The organism is Mixta sp. Marseille-Q2659 (genome assembly GCF_940807255.1).
Lineage (GTDB): Bacteria > Pseudomonadota > Gammaproteobacteria > Enterobacterales > Enterobacteriaceae > Mixta.
Map to the genome: position 1 here is coordinate 141,895 of NZ_CALNWY010000005.1, position 19,116 is coordinate 161,010.

Here is a 19,116-nt window from a genome sequence, read left to right on the forward strand (position 1 = left end):
TTTAGGACAATTTCATTGGTCCCGGCAATCTCTTTTATTCATGAAGATGGTGATAAGCATTGGCTGCAATCTGCCGATAATTTAACCATTGCAGGCCGTTTATCTCTTGCGCTGTTTCTTTTTCAATTTCAGTGTCCGTTGGCGGGCGCTTATTCGCGGGAATCTCTATGTTGGTAACCTCTTACGATACGGTTATGGTGATCGTCTCGATTATCGTGGCTTTTCTGGCCTCGTATACCGCGCTTGATATGGCTGGCCGCGTAGCTACCAGCACGGGCAAGGCGGCTGTTCGGCGGCGGTTTTGCGATGGGAATCGGCATCTGGGCGATGCACTTTATCGGCATGCTGGCGATGAATATGCCGATGATGATGAGCTATAGCGGATCGCTGACGGTACTGTCGATGGTGATCGCTGTCGCCGCTTCCATCTTTGCATTATGGATCGTCTGTTATGGCGATCTGCGCTGGCCGCGGCTAAGCTACGGCGCGCTGGTGTTAGGCAGCGGCGTCGTGGCGATGCACTATACCGGCATGGCGGCGCTGATGTTTAAACCGGGTATTGTCTGGGACTGGCGCTGGGTGTTTTTATCGATCGTCATTGCGCTGCTCGCGTCCGGCACGGCGCTGTGGCTGGCTTTCCGGCTGCGTAAAGGGCCGGGCCGTCTTGCGCTGTTGCGCGCAGGCGCCGCAATCGTTATGGGCTTCGCCATTGCCGGGATGCACTATACCGGCATGGCCGCCGCCAGTTTTCCCGCCTCCGGCCACGTTATGCACAACGGCGTTAACAGCGACTGGCTGGCAATCCTGGTGGCGGTGGTTTCGCTCTCCATTCTGGGGATTACGCTGCTGGTTTCGATGCTGGATGCACGTTTACAGGCGCGTACTTCCATGCTCGCCTCGTCGCTGGCCGAAGCCAACCGCGAACTGGCGCAGCTCGCCTTACAGGATAATCTGACGCGGTTGCCTAACCGTATTCTGCTGGAAGATCGTCTCGATCAGGCCATCAACAAAGCGACGCGGGAAAACTCGCGCTTTGCCCTGATGTTTATGGATCTCGACGGTTTTAAGGCGGTCAATGACGCCTTTGGTCATCATATTGGCGACAGCCTGCTGGTGGCGGTAACCGAGCGCATGACGGAGAGCATCTCCGGCCACTATACGCTGGCGCGACTCGGCGGCGATGAGTTTGTCCTGCTTACTGAAATTGACGATCCCAATGATGCGGCGACCATCGCCGACGCGCTGGTTAAGCTTATTGAGAAACCTTTTCTTATTTCACGCTATGAACTGATGGTTTCCATCAGCATCGGCATTGCGGTCTACCCCGGCGACGGCGTGGATGAGCGCGAGCTGATGTTTAATGCCGATGCCGCCATGTATCACACCAAAAACAACGGGCGCAACGGCTACAACTTCTTCCAGCCGTCGATGAACACCATTGCGCAACGCCAACTCCAGCTGATTAATGATTTATGGCTGGCGCTGGAGCGCGACGAGCTGCGGCTGTTCTACCAGCCGAAGTACACCGCGCCAAGCGGGCCGATTGTCGGCTTTGAAGCGCTGCTGCGCTGGCAGCATCCGCAGCGCGGCCTGCTGTCGCCGGATATTTTCCTGCCGCTGGCGGAGAAAAGCGGCCTGATTATCAGCGTCGGTAACTGGGTGATTAATGAAGCCTGTCGTCAGTTACACTGCTGGCGCGAAGAAGGCCATAAAAACTGGTCAGTGGCGGTAAACCTGCCGGCGCTGCAGTTCGAGCAGAGCAGCCTGGTTGATACGGTGGTGACGGCGTTGGAAAAACATCAGATCCCGCCGGAGATGTTAACGCTGGAAGTGACGGAAACGACGGCGATGCGCAATCCCGATGAAAGCGTGCGTATCCTCACCGCGTTGACCGACCTTGGCGTGCGCGCCTCCATCGATGACTTCGGCACCGGCTATTCCAGCCTGCTCTATCTGAAGCGCCTGCCCGCCAGCGAGCTGAAAATCGATCGCGCTTTCGTCAATGAGCTGAGCGAAAACAGCGGCGATGCGACCATTGTTTCCGCCATTGTGGCGCTGGCGCAGTCGCTTAATCTGAAAGTGGTCGCTGAAGGCGTGGAGACTACCGACAGCAAACCTTCCTGACCAATCTCGGCTGTAACAGCCTGCAGGGTTATCTGCTGGGGAAACCGATTCCGCCGGATCGCATCCACGAACTAAAAGAGTTCGTTCGGCAAAACGAATCCTCGCCGCAGGTTTGATGACTTACGAAGCGGAGAGCTTTCTTGCCAGGCGCCGAGTCCGCCTGGCTGACCGTATCGCGTGAATAAAAAGCGCGGCTGCGGTATCCGCTCTCCAACAGAAAAACTATAATAGCTGCCAGTTAATCTCCTGAGAGCTGTAACAGTTTATGGCGAAGTATCTTCAGCTGGTGGAGCAAATCCAGGCGCAAATTGATGCCGAAGTCTGGCAGCCGGGCGAAAAACTTCCTTCGCTGCGCGATCAGGTCAGCCTGAGCGGCCTTAGTCTGATGACGGTGATGCACGCCTATCAGGTGCTGGAAAGCCAGGGCACCATCGTTTCTCGTCCGCAGTCTGGCTATTACGTAGCGCCACGCGCCGAGTTCCTTAGCCAGCCGGTAAGCCACCAAAAGGTGCAGCTGGCGGAAGCTGTCGATATTAACGCCTTTATTTTTGATGTGTTGCAGGCCTGCCGCGATCCGCTGATTATCCCGTTCGGCTCCGCCTTTCCCGATCCCGAACTTTTCCCGCAGCGGCAGCTGATGCGCGCGCTCAATAACGTCTCTCACAGCCTGACGCCGGGCGATGCCATCAATAATCTGCCGCCGGGCAACGAGGCACTGCGCAAAACCCTGGCGCGTCGCTATGCTCAGCAGGGCATTACCGTTTCGCCGGATGAGATTGTGATCACCAACGGCGCGATGGAGGCGCTGAGCCTGAGTTTGCAGGCGGTTACCGAACCGGGCGACTGGGTGGTGGTGGAAAACCCTACTTTCTACGGCGCGCTGCAGGCCATTGAACGGCTCAAGCTGAAAGCCGTCGCCATCGCCACCGATCCACAGCACGGCATGGATTTGGACGAGCTGGAACAGGCGCTGAGACGCTGGCCGGTAAAAGCCTGCTGGCTGATGACTAATCAGCAAAATCCGGTGGGCTTTACGCTGAGCCGTGAAAAAAAGAAGGCGCTGGTGAACATGCTGGCGGCGCATCAGGTAGCGCTGATTGAGGATGATGTTTACAGCGAACTCTGGTTCGGCGCTGACAAGCCGTTACCGGCAAAAGCCTTCGATCGGCAGGGCAGCGTACTGCACTGCTCATCCTTCTCTAAAAATCTGGTGGCGGGATTTCGTGTCGGCTGGGTAGCGGCAGGGCAACATGCGCTGCGTATTCAGCGCCTGCAGCTGATGAGTACGCTTTCCACCAGCGCGCCGATGCAGCTGGCGCTGGCGAACTATCTCGGCACGCGCAGCTATGACAGCCATTTGCGCAAGCTGCGTCAGGTACTGGAGCAGCGCAAAAACCTCGCCCGCCAGTCGCTGAAACGTCATCTGCCTTACGGCGCAAAAATTAATGATTCGCGCGGCGGCTATTTTCTGTGGATTGAACTGCCGCGCCAGGTGAATGCGACCCAGCTCTATTATCGGGCGCTGGAGCATAATATCAGTATCGCGCCGGGCAGCATGTTTTCATCGGGACAGCAGTATGAAAACTACTTTCGCTTTAATACTTCCTGGCCGTGGGACGATGCGCAAGAGGCGGCGGTGGCCATTCTGGGCGGGCTGATTGCCGCCATGATGTAGCTGAGGAAAGGAAATCGTATCGCCCGACAGGATCTGCCGTCGGGCAATCGCTTAAACGGCTGCGGCAGGTTTGTTGCCCCAGGTCAGATGGTAAACATCGTAAAAATCCACTTCACCTTTTAACGACAGCAGCTTCCGAATGCCGGCCTTAACGTGTTCAGGCGTGGAGGGATGATTAAGAATGTCGTTAACCGCCGTTTCAGAAAGCGTCCGCACGTAATACCACTCGCCGTTATAGCAAACGCGCAAATCCAGCGTATCGATATCTTCAAAACGATATTTAGGATTAATGTCGAGCAGCATCAAAAAGCTCATCAACAGCACAAACGCGGTTGCGCCCCAAAAAGCAGGCCAGCCCAAATAATCGGTGGTAAAAATCAGCGCAACGCACAGGCCATAGCAGACGTACATCGTCAGCCACAGGCCGGGATGCGTCTTAAGAAAATTAAAGCTAAAGCGCGGTTTGTTATCGCGTAACTCTTCACGGTTCAGCGTATCGATTTCGCGCTGCAAGATTTGTTTGATGGCATCCATTGTTTTACCTCGGTCATTGAAGCCAACGAGAGCGAAATTAAACCATGAGTACAGCAAGGATGACAGAAACAGATTTTAGTAAAAAAACTATAACAGTTGTTCACGAGAAGATAACGAAATGGCGGAGATGTAACATACGGAGTATAGCGCAACCCGGCGAGGGCAACGCTAACCGGCGCGCCGCTGTGAAGGCACAGAGTAAGGCCAGCCGCCTCCCCACGCCATCGGAAAATTGCGCTTTGCCGCAAAAATTTGGGTTAAGTGTTGAAAATTAAAGATTTATGTGAGCGAGAAGGCATTCTTACTATTGCAAAGTTGTTAACTTTTGCCACAATCAATCAACATTGCGGCTAACTGGAGACGCGGTATGTTTCCCTATTCGTGCAGTCTTATGGCTATGATGTCCTTTGCAGCGGGCACGCTGTTTTCAGGAACATCTAACAACCCGCAGCACCTGATGCTGGCTACGCCTTCTAACGGTATTCCTAACAATCCGCTGCCGCTGATTATCTATCCGCGTGCGGTGCCGGATGAGGTCGAAGATATTGCGGCCTGGTTCGAACAGCGTTTTGCCGAACATGGCTGGACGCCGCGCTGGCGCTCGCCGGTTTTCCCTTACACACATTACCATTCAAACTGTCACGAACTGCTGGGCGTAGGCGCAGGCTGGGCGGAGATTTTGTTTGGCGGGGAAAGTGGGCGAATGGTAACGCTGCGGACCGGCGATGCCGTGTTAATTCCGGCTGGCGTAGGACATCAACAAATCGCGGCCAGCGAGGATTTCTTTACCGTTGGCGCCTATCCGGCCGGTATGGAACCCGATACGCTGCGTGACGATAAAAACCAGATGGAGAGAGCGATAGCGTCGATTAAACGGGTGCCGTTACCGCAGTTCGATCCGTTAACCGGCGGCGAAGGTGCGGTAACTGATTTCTGGCATCCTGTTGTTCAACAGCTTTCTCATCATAATTAAAACAATGGGCGGGGCGGCGTAATCGACTGCCCACTCGGTTAAACGCGTAAATCTGTAACAATTATACCTGCTTAACAAAATGGTGAGCTGGCAAATAGATTAGATTAGGTAATTTCTTTTAGCGACTTCGTTGATATCAACCACGCTTTTAATTCCCAGTTTACGTAATATTTTAATTTTATAGGTGCTGATGGTTTTATTACTGAGAGAGAGCTGAACGGCGATTTCTTTATTTGAATAACCGGCGGCGAGCTTCCTGAGAACCATTAGCTCGCGCGGCGAGAGGGACATCAGTTTTTCACTTTCCGGGTGTACGTTTTTGCTTTCTAAATTATGGGTGTTGGGATAGAACTTAATCCCTTTATCGATACTGTTAATCGCCTGCAGCAGCTGTGAAATATCATGACTCTTATACAGATAGCCGTCAACGCCCAACAGCAGGCAGCGCTGCATATGAAATTCGCTTTCGGAGGCAGTCAGGACAATAATTTTCTGCTGGGCGTTAATACGTTTCAGGCTTTCAATCACCTGCATACCGTCTCTGCCGGGAATATTAAGATCCATAATAACCACATCGGGGCGGTGCAGGCCGACATCGGCGATTACCGACACGCCATCTTCCGCAATGCCGGCAATCGTATAGCCGTTAGCGCGTAAGTAGGCTTTGATGCCGGAACAGATAAAGGGATGGTCATCAACAATAAATACGGTATTAATCATATTAAATCCTGAATAAAATTTACAGTTGAAATATTTATTAAAAGCTTGTTTTACTTTAGTGTGCGAAGCATTTTATCTGCTCACCAAATAAATCAATGTAAGAATTGTCTCTAATTCCGCAGTAATGCTTATGCGCTTATAGCATATATTTACTTATGCATTACAAATGCGATCTCCCTCCAATATTTTTCTGATAAGCTTTTTTACATTGTGTTTTAATAAAATCCTGCCAGATCAAAATGGGGCAGTCCTGCTATTTTCGCCTTTTCGTCAATTTTTAATCAAACCTGATAAATGGGAAAGGAGGAAGGATGTTAAAAGGGATATTTAACAAAAAATGGAGTTTATTTAGCGAAATAGAAAGAGTTTAAATAAATAACAGCCTTATTCTTTGCAAGAAATGAATTTAAAAATAATAAAGTAAGAGACAATAAATTTTAGATGAGTCAGTAAAAAAATTAATCAATGTTCTCGCCGCGTGCGCTTTCGCAGAACGCCTGAACTAAAGGAGAGGGAAGCAGAAAAATAGACGGCTGCTTGTGCCTTTTTTGTGAGCCAGTCGCCGTTAAGCGTAACGATTACATCAGCCTGCGCGGGCAGGCAATAACCGGCATCAGGCGCGTTCTTATGAAAATAAATCTTTATTTATTAGCAAAATAGACGAAAAACCCGACTTTATAAAGGGTTAAATTAGACATACCTCTTTCAGGCTACACCACTCCCTGCGGAATTCCATTACTCTTAGGCTAACGTTTTAACGCCCGCCTTAATTGATGCTCACACGTATCAGGCAGAAACTTTCCCTGTCGATTTTAGTTAAGTCACTAACGAGTCAGGAGGTTAGCTATGTTGCCTGAAGCAGCGTCAGGTCGCGTCTGGGATACGCGTCGCACTGAAAAACAGCGACGCATCGCATCACTCGCGATCCCAGGTAAAGTTCTGCCCACCCATGATTTACCCGCCGTTCTGGAAAAACTGATCGCCCCCGGCGACCGCGTGGTTCTGGAAGGGAATAACCAAAAACAGGCCGATTTCTTATCGCGTATGCTGGCCGAAGTGAACCCGCAAAAAGTTCACGATCTGCATATGATCATGCCAAGCGTCAGCCGCAGCGAGCATCTGGATATTTTTGAAAAGGGCATCGCCCGCAAGCTCGACTTCTCTTTCTCCGGCACGCAAAGCCTGCGTATTTCGCAACTGCTGGAAGATGGTCAGTTAGAAATCGGCGCCATTCATACTTACATCGAACTCTATGCCCGTCTCTATGTGGATCTGGTGCCGAATGTGGCGCTGGTCGCGGGCTTTAAGGCTGACCGCCAGGGTAACCTTTACACTGGCCCCAGCACTGAAGATACGCCTGCGCTGATCGAGGCCGCCGCCTTCCGCAACGGCATCGTAATCGCCCAGGTGAATGAGCTGGTCGATGATGTCAGCGATCTGCCGCGCGTCGATATTCCCGGCTCATGGATTGACTATGTCGTGGTCGCCGACCAGCCGTTCTTTATTGAGCCGCTGTTCACCCGCGATCCGCGTCTGATTAAACAGGAACATGTCCTGATGGCGATGATGGCCATCAAAGGGATCTATGCCGAACACCAGGTGCAGTCACTGAATCACGGCATCGGCTTTAACACCGCCGCTATTGAACTGCTGCTGCCGACCTACGGCGAGAAGCTGGGGCTGAAAGGCAAAATCTGTAAGCACTGGACGCTGAACCCGCATCCTACGCTGATTCCGGCCATTGAAAGCGGCTGGGTGGAAAGCATTCACAGCTTTGGTAGCGAACTGGGGATGGAAAACTACATCGCCGCGCGCCCGGACATCTTCTTTACCGGATCGGATGGCTCGATGCGCTCCAACCGCGCCTTCTGTCAGCTGGCAGGCCAGTACGCGGTCGATATGTTTATCGGCTCGACGCTGCAGGTTGACGGTTACGCCAACTCCTCCACCGTCACCCGTGGCCGTCTCTCCGGCTTCGGCGGCGCGCCGAATATGGGTCACGATCCGCATGGCCGTCGTCACGCCACGCCTGCCTGGCTGGCAATGATCGACAAGCCCGATCCGATGGTGCGTGGCCGAAAACTGGTGGTGCAGATGGTAGAAACCTTCCAGGCGGGCGGCAAGCCGACCTTTGTGGAAAAACTGGATGCCGTTGACGTGGCGAAAGCCTCAGGCATGCCGCTGGCACCGGTCATGATCTATGGCGATGACGTCACCCACGTGTTGACCGAAGAGGGTATTGCTTACCTCTATCGCGCTGAATCGATGGAAGAGCGTCGTGCAATGGTTGCGGCGGTTGCCGGTATTACCGACATCGGCCTCGGCGTCGATGCCCAGCGCGTAGCGAAACTGCGTCAGGAAGGCAAAGTCGCCTGGCCGGAAGATCTCGGCATTCGCCGCAGCGAAGCCAGCCGTTCATTACTGGCCGCAGGCAGCGTGGCGGATCTGGTGGAATGGTCCGGCGGCCTCTACAACCCACCGGCTAAATTCCGGAGCTGGTAATGATGATCCAACCGCAACGTTCACCGCAGCAGGCCGAAACGCTGGCCTTACGGCTGGCGGAACGTGCCACCGCAGCGCTGATCGACGAAGCGCGCTTAACGCCGAAACCCGGTCTGGTCGACGGACGCGGCAGCGGGGCGCATCAGGATTTAACCCTGGCGTTGATGGAGCGATCCGCTTACAGCCTGCAGCCCACTTTCTACGCGCTGGCCTTGCACAGCTGGCTGCGCCCGGCGGATATCGCCCTGCGTCAGCAGGTTGGCGAGCTGGGGCGCACTGGCGAAGCGCAGATGATGGCCGCCACGCAGGGCGTTAATACCCACCGTGGCGCCATCTGGGCGCTGGGATTGCTGGTCAGCGGCGTTGCGATGTTGGGCGGCCGCGCGACGGCGCAGGCCATTTGTCACAGCGCCGCTGCGCTGGCGAATTTGCCGGACGATCGGGCGCCGCGCAGCTTCAGCAAAGGGCTACGTGCTACGCAGCGTTATCGGGTTCCCGGCGCGCGCGAAGAGGCGCAGCAGGCGTTCCCGCATATTGCCCGGCTGGCCTTGCCGCAGCTGCATCGCAGCCGCGCCGCAGGCGCGACCGAAGCAGAAGCGCGTATTGATGCGCTGATGGCGATTATGACCTCGCTGAGCGATACCTGCGTGCTGTCGCGCGCCGGACTGCCCGGCCTGCAGGCGATGCAGCAGGGGGCGTTGCAGGTGCTGACGGCTGGCGGCTGCGGTACGCCGGAAGGTCGTCAGGCGCTGGCCCGTCTTGATGCCGACATGCTGCAAATGAACGCTTCGCCGGGCGGCGCAGCGGATCTGCTGGCGGCCACGCTGTTTCTCGATGGTATTTGCTTACCTACAGATTGAGGATGTTATGGAAAAAATCACACTTTCTTACCCCGCCACGCGCAACCTGTATGGACAGGCGCTGGCTGGTGTTGTGGGCTCCGGCGATATGGAAGCCCTGTTTGTCGCCGATCAGGGCGAACGCCTTGAAGTCGACATCACTACTTCGGTAGTCAATTTCGAAGCGCGCTGGCGCGCCTTGTTCGATCGTCTCAGTACGCTTACTGGCTTACCGGCCGGCAAACTGACCATTCATGATTTCGGCGCAACGCCGGGCGTAGCGCGTATCCGTATTGAACAGGTTTTTGAGGAGGCGGCTGATGCGTAACGACAGCAGTTTTATTGAGCTGCGGGCGCGTGAGCGTGCGCATTTGCTTCTGGACGAAGGTTCATACCGTGAGCTGCTCGATCCCTTTGACGGCATCATGTCGCCATGGCTGCCGATGCAGGGCATCGTGCCGCAGGCCGATGACGGCATGGTAGTGGCGAAGGGCACCATCAACGGCAAGCCGACGGTGGTGATTGCTATCGAAGGCACCTTCCAGGGCGGCAGCATGGGCGAGGTGTCCGGCGCGAAAATGGCGGCGGCGCTGGAGCTGGCGGCGGAAGATCATCGTAAAGGTATTCCGACGCAGGCGGTTCTCTGCCTGGAAACCGGCGGCGTGCGTCTGCAGGAAGCCAACCTCGGCCTGGCGGCGATTGCCGATATTCACGCGGCGATTGTCGATCTGCGTCGTTACACCCCGGTGGTTGGCGTTGTCGCCGGCACCGTCGGCTGCTTCGGCGGGATGTCAATTGCCGCTGGCCTGTGCAGCGCGCTGATCGTCACCCGCGAAGCGCGCCTGGGACTGAACGGCCCGCAGGTTATCGAACAGGAAGCGGGTATTGAAGAGTATGACTCGCGCGATCGTCCCTTTATCTGGCGTATGACCGGCGGTGAAGCGCGCTATCGCAGCGGGCTGGCCGACGTGCTGGTCAACGATGGCGTTCATGCGGTGAAAGAGGCGGTAAACAACGCCCTGGCACGCGGCGTTCCGGCGCAGCACCGCACCGATAAGTATGACGATATGCTGGCGCGTCTGAACAAGGTTGATACCAGCCAGCAGCCGGAAAGCGAACAAATTCAACAATTCTTTGCGGAGGATTCGCTATGAAAACCAACAGTCGCGGTGAGACCTGGCTGGCGCTTCTGAGCCAGAACGCGCCACGCTTAGGCGGTTTGTGCCCGTCGGTACAGGTGGCGGACGCCGATCTGGACGGAGAAAACGTCCGTTATATCGCCGTCGTCCCTGATGAAAATAACCATTTCCCACGCGCACGCGGCGGCGAAGTCGGTCTGCTGGAAGGCTGGACGCTGGCGAAGGTGGTACAGGAAACCATCGCCGCCGATGAACAGTCGGAGCGCAAACGTCCTATCGTGGCGGTAATTGACGTGCCGAGCCAGGCCTATGGCCGTCGAGAAGAAGCCTTCGGCATTCATCAGGCGCTGGCGGCTTCCGCCGCGGCCTGGGCGCAGGCGCGGCTGGCTGGCCATCCGGTTATCGGCCTGATTGTCGGCAAAGCGATGTCCGGTGCCTTTCTGGCGCATGGCTATCAGGCTAATCGTCTTATCGCCTTCAACGATCCCGGCGTGATGGTGCATGCGATGGGCCAGGCGTCAGCGGCGCGCATTACGCTGCGCAGCGTCGAGGCGTTGATTGAACTGGCGTCTACGGTACCGCCGATGGCCTATGACGTGAAAAGTTTCAATACGCTGGGCCTACTGGATGAACTGCTGAATATTGCCAAACCCGATGCACCGGGCGAACAGGAAAAGCAGCAGGTTACCGAGGCGCTGATCCGGGCCATTCAGGATGCGCGCGCGGGCGACCGTACATTGCAGCATCGCCTGCGTGGTGAAAACCGCCACAGCTCGGCGCTGGTGCGTGAACGCATGCGCGCCGACTGGTAATCCATGTTAAGACAAACCTGCCAGGACGATAGTGATGGGCACCTGCTGCCCATCCATAAAAATAGCCTGTAAAAATAATAAATCATCGCACCTGTGCTAATTACAACCCATTGTTATACAGGTGGTTTATGTCATATATCATTCTTCATGCTCTCGCCCCGATTTTCATCATTATGCTGTTAGGCTTTTGGGCCGGTAAGGCAAAAATGGTGGATAACAAGAACGTTGCTTTACTGAATATTTTCGTGATGGACTTTGCCCTGCCGGCGGCGCTGTTTAGCGCGACGGTACAGACGCCGTGGAGCGGCATCGTCGAACAGATGCCGTTGGTGGTGGTATTAACGCTGGCGATGTGGATCACCTACGCCGCCCTCTACTTTATTTGCATTAAGTGGTTCCATAAGTCGCCGCAGGATGCCGCGGTGCTGACGCTTACCGTCGCGCTGCCGAACTATGCCGCGCTGGGGCTGCCGATCCTCGGTAGCGTACTGGGCGAAAGCGGCAGCACTTCGCTGTCGGTGGCGGTCTCTATCGCCTGCGGTTCCGTGCTGATGACGCCGTTCTGCCTGCTGATTCTGGAACGTGAAAAAGCGCGCGAGGCGGGAACTGCGCAGGGTTCTTCGCTGACCATGCTGCCGGTGCTGATGTGGCGTTCGGTGAAAAAACCGATCGTATGGGGCCCGCTGCTGGGCGTGGTGCTGTCGGCGCTGGGCATTCATATGCCGGATCTGGTGCTGACAGCGATTAAACCGCTGGGCCTGGCCGCCACCGCCGCCGCGCTGTTCCTGACCGGCCTGATCCTGTCCGCGCGTCAGCTGAAGCTGAATGGCGTAGTCGCGCTCTCCAGTCTTACTAAAATGATCATTCAACCGTTTATTGCCTGGGGGCTGGTGCTGATGATGGGCCTGCACGGTTCGCTGGCGATTACCGCTATCCTGATGATTGCGCTGTCAGCCGGCTTCTTCGGCGTAGTATTCGGCAACCGTTTCGGCGTGCAGTCGCCTGATGCGGAAGCTGCCTTGCTGATCAGTTCAGTGCTATGTATTGTCACCTTGCCGTTATTTATCTCTCTGACCGCAGGAATGTAATTGATGTTACCGCGACCCCACGACCTAATCTGGCTTAACGATCCCCAGGCATTACAGGGCGAGTTGCCCGACTGGGTGGCGCAGCAGTGGCGGCCCGCGCTGCCGCTGGTGGTGCGCCGCGATACGCACCCTGCCGGATTGATCGCCGTGGGAATACGCGGCCTGGGACGCGAACGCCGCGCCGCCGCCTGGCTGCCCGCAACGGCGATAGCGCGGCGCGTGACGCCGGAATCGCTGGTGGATCTGCCGCAGCTGTTGCGTTCGGCGTTCGTCTCACAACAGCCGGTACAGGCGACTATCCTGCTGGCGCAGCAGTCATGGCCCTGGGCCTGGGGCGTGACCGGCAGCTGCGGTTACGCGCTGGCGACCGAGGTGCCGGTTATGCACAGCGGCAGCGATCTCGATCTGCTGATTCGCGCGCCGCAGCCGTTGCCGCCGCAGGCCTTCAGCCGCTGGCAGCAGGCGATCGAACGTCTGCCGTGTCGGGCCGATACCCAGGTGGAAACGCCCAACGGCGCTTTTGCGCTTAACGAGTGGCTGCGCGACGGACGGGCGCTGTTAAAAACCAACCGGGGGCCGCGGCTGGTCAGCGATCCCTGGCAGGCTGAAATGGAGGAGTCAGACTGATGAAAATACTGTTTATGTTTCCCGGTCAGGGGCCGCAGCGTCCAGGCATGCTGCAGGGATTGCCGGACGGCGAACGCGTGCTGCAGGAAGCCAGCGCGGCGCTGAATGAAGATGCTGCAAAGCTCGACAGCAGCGACGCCCTGCAACATACCCGCGCCGTGCAGCTTTGCCTGCTGATTTCCGGCATCGCCTGGGTGCGCGAGCTGGCGCGCCAGGGTCTGGAGCCGGATATGGTCAGCGGACTCTCTATCGGCGCTTTTCCGGCGGCGGTCGCGGCGGGCGCGCTGGAATTTAGCGATGCGCTGCGGCTGGTGGCGTTGCGCGGCGATCTGATGGAGCAGGCTTATCCGTCCGGCTACGGTTTAACGGCCATTACCGGCCTGCGCCAAAGTCAGCTGGAGCCGCTGCTCGGCGACTGCTACCTGGCGAATATCAACGCCGCGCAGCAGATGGTGATTGCCGGCAGCGATGCCGCGATGCAGCAGGTCGCACAGCGGGCGGTGGCGATCGGCGCACAGAAAATTCACCGGCTGGCAGTCAGCGTGCCTTCCCATTGCGCCTTGCTGGATGAACCGGCGCAAAAACTGGCGCAGGCCTTTGCCGGCGTGACGCTAACGCGCCCGCGCTGTGCTTATCTCAGCGGCAGCAGCGCGCGTGTCCTGTTTCAACCCGCGCAGATCGCTGACGATCTGGCGATGAATATGGCGCGCACGGTGCGCTGGCATGAAGCGATGGAGGCGGCCAGCGAGCGCGATGTCGGCCTGGCGCTGGAGATGCCGCCGGGCGCGGTGCTGACCGGCCTGGCGCGCGAGCCGCTGACGCGAGGCGATGCCCTGTCGCTGGATCAGGCGGGCCTGCCGCTGGCGCTCAGGCTGGCGGCCCAGGCGCGCGACCAGCGCTGACGCTCTGGCTGCGGCGTCCGGCGCCCTGTCGCCAGCATCGGAACAGGGTGTCTGGCTGCGGTGTCCGGCGTTCTACTGTTGCTCCGCCGCCAACGCAATGGTCTCGCGCGCGTACATTCGGCCTTCCGCGACCAGCGCCAGCAGATTAGGATCGTGTTCGCGATTGCGGTCAAACACGATAGCGATCTGCTGGCGCATCTGATAAGGCTCCGAGAGTGGCAACAGCTGCACGCTGTTTTCATAAACCCGCCGCATGCGGCCCGGCACCAGCGCATAGCCGACGCCCGTCTGCACCAGACTCAACATCGAAAAAATATCATTAACCCGCATCACAATGTTGGCATCGAATCCGGCCACGCCGAACGCTTCCTGGAAACCGTGAAAGGTGGCAAATCCTTCCGCCAGCGAAACGAACTTCTGCTGACGATAGTCGCGCAGATCGGCGCTGGGGCCGGTGCCCAGCAGCGCATCGGTGGGCGCGGCGAGAAAAATATTATCTTCAAACAGCGGCAGCACCTCATGACGCCGCCGATCGATCTGGCTGTCGGTCACCGACAGCAGAATCGCATCCAGCTCGCCGAGCTGAAGCTTTTCCAGCAGCAGCTGGTTAGAGCCCATAGTGAGATCCAGCTCCAGTTCAGGGCGGCGCAGCTTCATGCCCATAATCAGGCGCGGCACGGTCTCCATCGTTAGCGAGTAGAGCGTGCCGATACGCATCCGTTTCTGTCCGAGGCCAGCCTTCTGGCGCGCATCGGCGATCCCTTTCGCCATCACCTCGACTGCATCCTGCGCATATTCGCGCAGCGTATGGGCGGCGGCCAGCGGCTTCAGGCTGCGGCCCTGATGAATAAACAGCGGGCAGCGGACATTTTCTTCCAGCGTATGCAGGGCGCGGTGGACGCTGACACTGCTCAGATCCAACTGCTCGGCGGTGCGCGCAATATTGCCGCTGGCCATAAAAGCGAGAAAAATTTCCAGCTTGCGGAAGCTAATATCAGCATCGATTTTCATGCGTTGCCCTGTCTGGTTAAGCGGTTAGTAAAAGCATAACCCGTTTAGCCGACAAGATTTTTGATTTTCCAGGGGAAGCAGGGGCAGAAAGAGAACGCCCGGCGCGCTGGCCGGGCAGGGCGGAAGGCGGGAAATCACCAGCCGGAAGGCAACAGATTAAACAGCGAGGCGATGGCGTAGAGGGCGCTGGCCAGGTAGATCAGCACAATCACGCTTTTGATCAGCGGATGCGTCAGCCAGCGACGGCACTGCCAGCGCGGTTGCGTATCGCCCTGTTTGCGGGCGTTTTGCAAAATCAGCATCGGCATAATCGACAGCACCACGCCGCTGAAAACGCCGGCGATATAGAGCGCATTCACAAAGGAAACCAACCCGCTGTAGGCCAGCGCAAACGGCGGCGCGACTACCAGCAGCATCGCCAGCATACGCTGACGCGCCGCGCTATCGACCTGCCAGTTAAAGCGATCGCCGATATTGGTCAGCAGGCTGCCGCCCAGCCCCCAGTAGGAGGTGAGCATGGCGAACAGGGCAAAAATATTGGCGGAGAAAAAGGCCCAGTTGCCCAGCGCCTCGCCCCAGCTCAGCGTTGCCACTTCCGAAACGTTAGCCAGCCCGTTAAGCGCAATTACCGACAGCGGCACCATCGCCAACAGTAAAAAGGTGATGCCCATACCGGTAATAATCGCTTTCGGCAGCTGCTCCGGCTTATTGCTGAAGCCGCGCGCCATCTCCGGCACGATATACTGCGCCGAGAAGCAAAACACCACCACGTTAAACACCGGGATCATATAGAGCCAGTTGCCCTCCAGCAGATGGGCAAGGTGGGTTTCCGGCTGCAGGAAGGTGGCGGCGAACAGCAGCACCAGCATCGCCACCATACAGATGCAGATTACTTTTTCGCTGCGGCCAATTGCCTTCAGGCCAAACCACAGTACGCCGGCGGCCGGCAGGAAAAACAGCACGCTGCCCAGCGACGGCGGCAGGCCGAGCAGTGATTGCAACAGCCGACCGCTGCCGCTCATATAAGCGGTCAACGCGCCCAGTGAGTTCACGCATACCGAGGCGAACATCAGCCAGCTGCCCGTGCGGCCCACATAGCGCCGCGCCAGCCCGCTTAGCTGAAGATGCGCACGGGTGCGCAGCGTCGCTTCCGCCACATACAGCATGGTCACGGTGGTAAACAGTCCCACTACCACCAGCCAGAACAGCAGCGGCATAAAGCCCGCCTTGCGCGCCGCGAAGGCGATAGAGAGGACGCCTGCACCAATATTGGTGCCGACGATCATCGCCACGCCTTCAACAAAGCTAAGCGGTTTGGCATTAACGACGGCGCGTACATCGCCGGTGGCGGCGCGCGCGGGCCAGGATGTTTCGTATGACATAAATGCTCCTTAGTGCCGTCAGGCGCCCGGTGAAGAGATGTCCATACAGAGATATTTGCTTTCCAGATATTCATCGATGCCCGCCTGCGATCCCTCGCGGCCCAGACCAGAGTGTTTAATGCCGCCGAACGGCGCGATTTCATTGGAGATCTGCCCGGTATTGACGCCCACCATGCCGTATTCCAGCGCTTCGCTGACGCGCCACTGACGAGCGGCATTTTGCGTAAACAGGTAAGCGGCCAGGCCAAACTCGGTATCGTTAGCCATGGCGATCGCCTCGGCCTCGTCGCTGAAGCGGAACAGTGGCGCCAGCGGGCCGAAAGTTTCTTCCCGCGCTACGCGCATCTCCTGCGTCACTTCCGTCAATACCGTCGGCTGGAAGAAGGTGCCGCCGCGCGCGTCGCGTCCGCCGCCGAGACGCAGCGTGGCGCCTTTAGCGCGCGCGTCGTCGATATGGCTCAGCACTTTGGCAATGGCGGCATCGTCAATCAGCGGCCCTTGCGTGACGCCAGCCTGGCGGCCGTCGCCTACCTGCAGCTGACTGACCGCCTGCGTCAGGCGCTCGCTTAACGCTTCATAGATACCGTTCTGCACATAGATGCGGTTGGCGCAGACGCAGGTCTGGCCGCTGTTGCGGAATTTGCTGAGCATAATGCCCTGCACCGCCTGTTCCAGATCCGCATCGTCAAACACCAGCACCGGCGCGTTGCCGCCCAGCTCCAGCGACAGCTTTTTCACCGTCGGCGCGCACTGCGCCATCAGCAGACGTCCCACCTCCGTCGAGCCAGTAAAGCTCAGCTTGCGCACCGTATCGCTGGCGCACAGCGCCTGGCCGACATTCACCGCATCGCCGCAGAGGATCAGCAGCAGATCGGCGGGCAGGCCCGCTTCGGCAGCCAGCACCGCCAGCGCATAGGCGGTCAGCGGCGTCTGTTCGGCGGGCTTAACCAGCATCGAGCAACCGGCAGCCAGCGCGGGCGCGACTTTGCGTGTAATCATCGCGGCGGGGAAATTCCACGGCGTAATGGCGGCGCAAACGCCCACCGGCTGCTTAATTACCAGCAGGCGCTGCTGCGGCAGCGCGGAGGGCAGGATCGCGCCGTCGGTGCGGCGTGCCTGCTCGGCGAACCAGCGAATAAATGAAGCGGCGTAGCCGATCTCGCCGCGCGCTTCTGCCAGCGGCTTGCCCTGTTCGGCGGTCAGCAGCTGCGCCAGCGCCTCCTGCCGTTGCAAAATTAGCTGATACCAGTTCAACAGCACGTCGGCGCGGGCGGCGGCGGTTTGACGCTGCCACTGGCGCTGTGCGGCGGCGGAACGGGCGATGGCCGCGTTTACCGCATTAGCATCGTACGTTTTCACCCAGGCCAGCGATTCGCCGTTGGCCGCATCGGTAACCGCCAGCCAGCTATCATTTTGCGGCGTCAGGCTGACATCGGGATGATCGAGCAGGGCGTCGGACTGTGCGTTAATCATGCCTGAGCCTCCAGCGCCTGGCTCAGCAGGGTCAGTGCGCGACGGAAGGTCGGCTCTTCAATGGTGAGCGGATAAAGGAAGCGGATCACGTTGCCGTGCTGACCGCAGGTAAGCAGCAGCAAACCCTGTTCCATGGCGTGCTGTTGCACCGCGCGCGCCAGCGCCGCATCGGGCTTGCCGTCGGCATCGTTAAATTCAGCGGCGATCATCGAACCGCGCGCGCGGATCTCGGCGAGGCCCGGCAGCTTGCGCTGCGCCTGTTGCAGCACTTCGACCAGTTCGGCGCCGAGCTGATTGGCCCGCTGGCAGAGCTGCTCTTCATCAATAACGTCCAGCACCGCGTGCGCAGCGGCGATCGCCAGCGGGTTACCGGCGTAGGTGCCGCCCAGTCCGCCTGGCGCGGGCGCATCCATCACCTCGGCTCGCCCGGAAACCGCCGACAGCGGCAGGCCGCCCGCCAGGCTTTTCGCCATGGTGATCAGATCCGCTTTGACCGCGTAATGTTCCATCGCAAACAGCTTGCCAGTACGGGCGAAACCGCTCTGTACCTCGTCGGCGATCAGCAGAATGCCGTGCTGGTCACAGCAGGCGCGCAGACGCTGGAAAAATTCGTCAGGCGCGATATGGAAACCGCCTTCGCCCTGAATTGGCTCCAGCACAATGGCGGCGACATCCTGCGGCGCAATGTCCTGGGTGAAAATCGCCTCCAGGCTGTTCATCGCGTCATCAACGCTGATGCCGCGCAGCGCGGTTGGATAACGCCCATGGAACACCGAGGCGGGCATCGGGCCGAAATCGCGCTTATAAGGGGCCACTTTGCCGGTCATCGCCATGGTCATAAAGGTGCGGCCATGAAAGGCGTTGCCGAAGGTGATAATGCCGTGGCGTCCGGTGCTGGCGCGCGCGATTTTCACCGCGTTTTCTACCGCTTCCGCGCCGGTGGTAAAGAAGGCGGTTTTTACCGGCCCCTCAATCGGTACGCGCTGGTTCAGACGCTCCGCCAGCGCGATATAGCTTTCATAGGGCACAATCTGGTAGGCGGTATGGGTAAAGCGTTCCAGCTGTTGCGCTACTGCCGCCATCACTTTCGGATGACGATGCCCGGTATTCAGCACTGCAATACCGGCGGCAAAATCGATATACTGGTTGCCTTCCACATCCCACAGACTGGCGTTTTCCGCCCGATCGGCAAACCATGGGCACATGACGCCGACGCCGCGCGGCGTCGCCTGCTGTTTGCGATCGTTCAGTGCCGCATTTTTGATGTCCATAGCGTTACCTCATTGTTATTGTTTGTTTACAAAAGTTGTGTAAT

General features: G+C 57.8%; 16 protein-coding genes and 1 pseudogene. 11 read left to right on the plus strand and 6 right to left on the minus strand.

Annotated features, from left to right (window positions below):
- Positions 1-167: 167 nt before the first annotated feature.
- A pseudogene (locus P3C52_RS05890) lies at positions 168-2,240 on the plus strand (EAL domain-containing protein).
- A 149-nt stretch (positions 2,241-2,389) separates the two neighbouring features.
- Positions 2,390-3,799 (plus strand): PLP-dependent aminotransferase family protein, encoded by a 1,410-nt coding sequence (locus P3C52_RS05895; RefSeq protein ID WP_275554244.1) that lies wholly within the window; start codon positions 2,390-2,392, stop codon positions 3,797-3,799.
- Between the two features lie 51 nt (positions 3,800-3,850).
- Here P3C52_RS05895 and P3C52_RS05900 read toward each other — a convergent pair whose 3' ends face one another.
- On the minus strand, positions 3,851-4,333 hold the full coding sequence (locus P3C52_RS05900) for a YlaC family protein (protein WP_275554245.1): 483 nt from the start codon (positions 4,331-4,333) through the stop codon (positions 3,851-3,853).
- A gap of 367 nt (positions 4,334-4,700) precedes the next feature.
- Between P3C52_RS05900 and P3C52_RS05905 the strand changes: the two genes are divergently transcribed.
- Complete coding sequence (locus tag P3C52_RS05905; RefSeq protein ID WP_275554246.1) at positions 4,701-5,306, plus strand: hypothetical protein; 606 nt, start codon at positions 4,701-4,703, stop codon at positions 5,304-5,306.
- Between the two features lie 99 nt (positions 5,307-5,405).
- Here the strand turns inward: P3C52_RS05905 and P3C52_RS05910 are convergent, their stop codons facing one another.
- Positions 5,406-6,026 carry a response regulator transcription factor gene (locus P3C52_RS05910; RefSeq protein ID WP_275554247.1) on the minus strand — a complete coding sequence of 207 codons (621 nt, stop codon included), beginning with the start codon at positions 6,024-6,026 and terminating at the stop codon, positions 5,406-5,408.
- A gap of 846 nt (positions 6,027-6,872) precedes the next feature.
- Here P3C52_RS05910 and mdcA point away from each other — a divergent pair.
- The 8 genes from mdcA (at position 6,873) to mdcH (ending at position 13,935) form a co-directional block, all read left to right on the plus strand.
- Positions 6,873-8,528, plus strand: coding sequence for a malonate decarboxylase subunit alpha (mdcA, locus tag P3C52_RS05915; protein ID WP_275554248.1), 1,656 nt, complete (start codon positions 6,873-6,875; stop codon positions 8,526-8,528).
- A complete protein-coding gene (locus P3C52_RS05920) occupies positions 8,528-9,388 on the plus strand; it encodes a triphosphoribosyl-dephospho-CoA synthase (RefSeq protein ID WP_275554249.1) in 861 nt (286 codons plus the stop codon). Before mdcA ends, P3C52_RS05920 begins: the two co-directional genes overlap by 1 nt.
- Before the next feature lie 7 nt (positions 9,389-9,395).
- Positions 9,396-9,695 carry a malonate decarboxylase acyl carrier protein gene (gene mdcC / locus P3C52_RS05925; RefSeq protein ID WP_275554250.1) on the plus strand — a complete coding sequence of 100 codons (300 nt, stop codon included), beginning with the start codon at positions 9,396-9,398 and terminating at the stop codon, positions 9,693-9,695.
- Positions 9,688-10,521 (plus strand): biotin-independent malonate decarboxylase subunit beta, encoded by an 834-nt coding sequence (locus tag P3C52_RS05930; RefSeq protein ID WP_275554251.1) that lies wholly within the window; start codon positions 9,688-9,690, stop codon positions 10,519-10,521. Before mdcC ends, P3C52_RS05930 begins: the two co-directional genes overlap by 8 nt.
- Entirely contained in the window at positions 10,518-11,318 is an 801-nt protein-coding gene (gene mdcE / locus P3C52_RS05935; RefSeq protein WP_275554252.1) for a biotin-independent malonate decarboxylase subunit gamma, read from the plus strand. Before P3C52_RS05930 ends, mdcE begins: the two co-directional genes overlap by 4 nt.
- Positions 11,319-11,446: 128 nt before the next feature.
- A complete protein-coding gene (locus P3C52_RS05940; RefSeq protein WP_275554253.1) occupies positions 11,447-12,406 on the plus strand; it encodes an AEC family transporter in 960 nt (319 codons plus the stop codon).
- A 3-nt stretch (positions 12,407-12,409) separates the two neighbouring features.
- Positions 12,410-13,033, plus strand: a complete 624-nt coding sequence (locus P3C52_RS05945; RefSeq protein WP_275554304.1) for a malonate decarboxylase holo-ACP synthase — start codon at positions 12,410-12,412, stop codon at positions 13,031-13,033.
- Positions 13,033-13,935 (plus strand): malonate decarboxylase subunit epsilon, encoded by a 903-nt coding sequence (gene mdcH / locus P3C52_RS05950; protein ID WP_275554254.1) that lies wholly within the window; start codon positions 13,033-13,035, stop codon positions 13,933-13,935. The genes P3C52_RS05945 and mdcH overlap by 1 nt, the downstream gene beginning before the upstream one ends.
- Positions 13,936-14,007: 72 nt before the next feature.
- On the opposite strand, the gene P3C52_RS05955 is transcribed toward mdcH, so the two are convergent.
- The 4 genes from P3C52_RS05955 to P3C52_RS05970 all read right to left on the minus strand — a co-directional run bounded on the left by P3C52_RS05955 (position 14,008) and on the right by P3C52_RS05970 (position 19,066).
- Positions 14,008-14,946 (minus strand): LysR family transcriptional regulator, encoded by a 939-nt coding sequence (locus P3C52_RS05955; RefSeq protein ID WP_275554255.1) that lies wholly within the window; start codon positions 14,944-14,946, stop codon positions 14,008-14,010.
- Between the two features lie 134 nt (positions 14,947-15,080).
- A complete protein-coding gene (locus P3C52_RS05960) occupies positions 15,081-16,328 on the minus strand; it encodes an amino acid permease (RefSeq protein ID WP_275554256.1) in 1,248 nt (415 codons plus the stop codon).
- Positions 16,329-16,346: 18 nt separating this feature from the next.
- Positions 16,347-17,801, minus strand: a complete 1,455-nt coding sequence (locus P3C52_RS05965; protein WP_275554257.1) for an NAD-dependent succinate-semialdehyde dehydrogenase — start codon at positions 17,799-17,801, stop codon at positions 16,347-16,349.
- A complete protein-coding gene (locus P3C52_RS05970) occupies positions 17,798-19,066 on the minus strand; it encodes a 4-aminobutyrate--2-oxoglutarate transaminase (protein ID WP_275554305.1) in 1,269 nt (422 codons plus the stop codon). The genes P3C52_RS05965 and P3C52_RS05970 overlap by 4 nt, the downstream gene beginning before the upstream one ends.
- Positions 19,067-19,116 lie beyond the last annotated feature (50 nt).

Coding starts and splice junctions, on each gene's coding strand:
- P3C52_RS05895 (WP_275554244.1), top strand. CDS start 2,390: ATGGCGAAGTATCTTCAGCTGGTGGAGCAAATCCAGGCGCAAATTGAT.
- P3C52_RS05900 (WP_275554245.1), bottom strand. CDS start 4,333: ATGGATGCCATCAAACAAATCTTGCAGCGCGAAATCGATACGCTGAAC.
- P3C52_RS05905 (WP_275554246.1), top strand. CDS start 4,701: ATGTTTCCCTATTCGTGCAGTCTTATGGCTATGATGTCCTTTGCAGCG.
- P3C52_RS05910 (WP_275554247.1), bottom strand. CDS start 6,026: ATGATTAATACCGTATTTATTGTTGATGACCATCCCTTTATCTGTTCC.
- mdcA (WP_275554248.1), top strand. CDS start 6,873: ATGTTGCCTGAAGCAGCGTCAGGTCGCGTCTGGGATACGCGTCGCACT.
- P3C52_RS05920 (WP_275554249.1), top strand. CDS start 8,528: ATGATGATCCAACCGCAACGTTCACCGCAGCAGGCCGAAACGCTGGCC.
- mdcC (WP_275554250.1), top strand. CDS start 9,396: ATGGAAAAAATCACACTTTCTTACCCCGCCACGCGCAACCTGTATGGA.
- P3C52_RS05930 (WP_275554251.1), top strand. CDS start 9,688: ATGCGTAACGACAGCAGTTTTATTGAGCTGCGGGCGCGTGAGCGTGCG.
- mdcE (WP_275554252.1), top strand. CDS start 10,518: ATGAAAACCAACAGTCGCGGTGAGACCTGGCTGGCGCTTCTGAGCCAG.
- P3C52_RS05940 (WP_275554253.1), top strand. CDS start 11,447: ATGTCATATATCATTCTTCATGCTCTCGCCCCGATTTTCATCATTATG.
- P3C52_RS05945 (WP_275554304.1), top strand. CDS start 12,410: ATGTTACCGCGACCCCACGACCTAATCTGGCTTAACGATCCCCAGGCA.
- mdcH (WP_275554254.1), top strand. CDS start 13,033: ATGAAAATACTGTTTATGTTTCCCGGTCAGGGGCCGCAGCGTCCAGGC.
- P3C52_RS05955 (WP_275554255.1), bottom strand. CDS start 14,946: ATGAAAATCGATGCTGATATTAGCTTCCGCAAGCTGGAAATTTTTCTC.
- P3C52_RS05960 (WP_275554256.1), bottom strand. CDS start 16,328: ATGTCATACGAAACATCCTGGCCCGCGCGCGCCGCCACCGGCGATGTA.
- P3C52_RS05965 (WP_275554257.1), bottom strand. CDS start 17,801: ATGATTAACGCACAGTCCGACGCCCTGCTCGATCATCCCGATGTCAGC.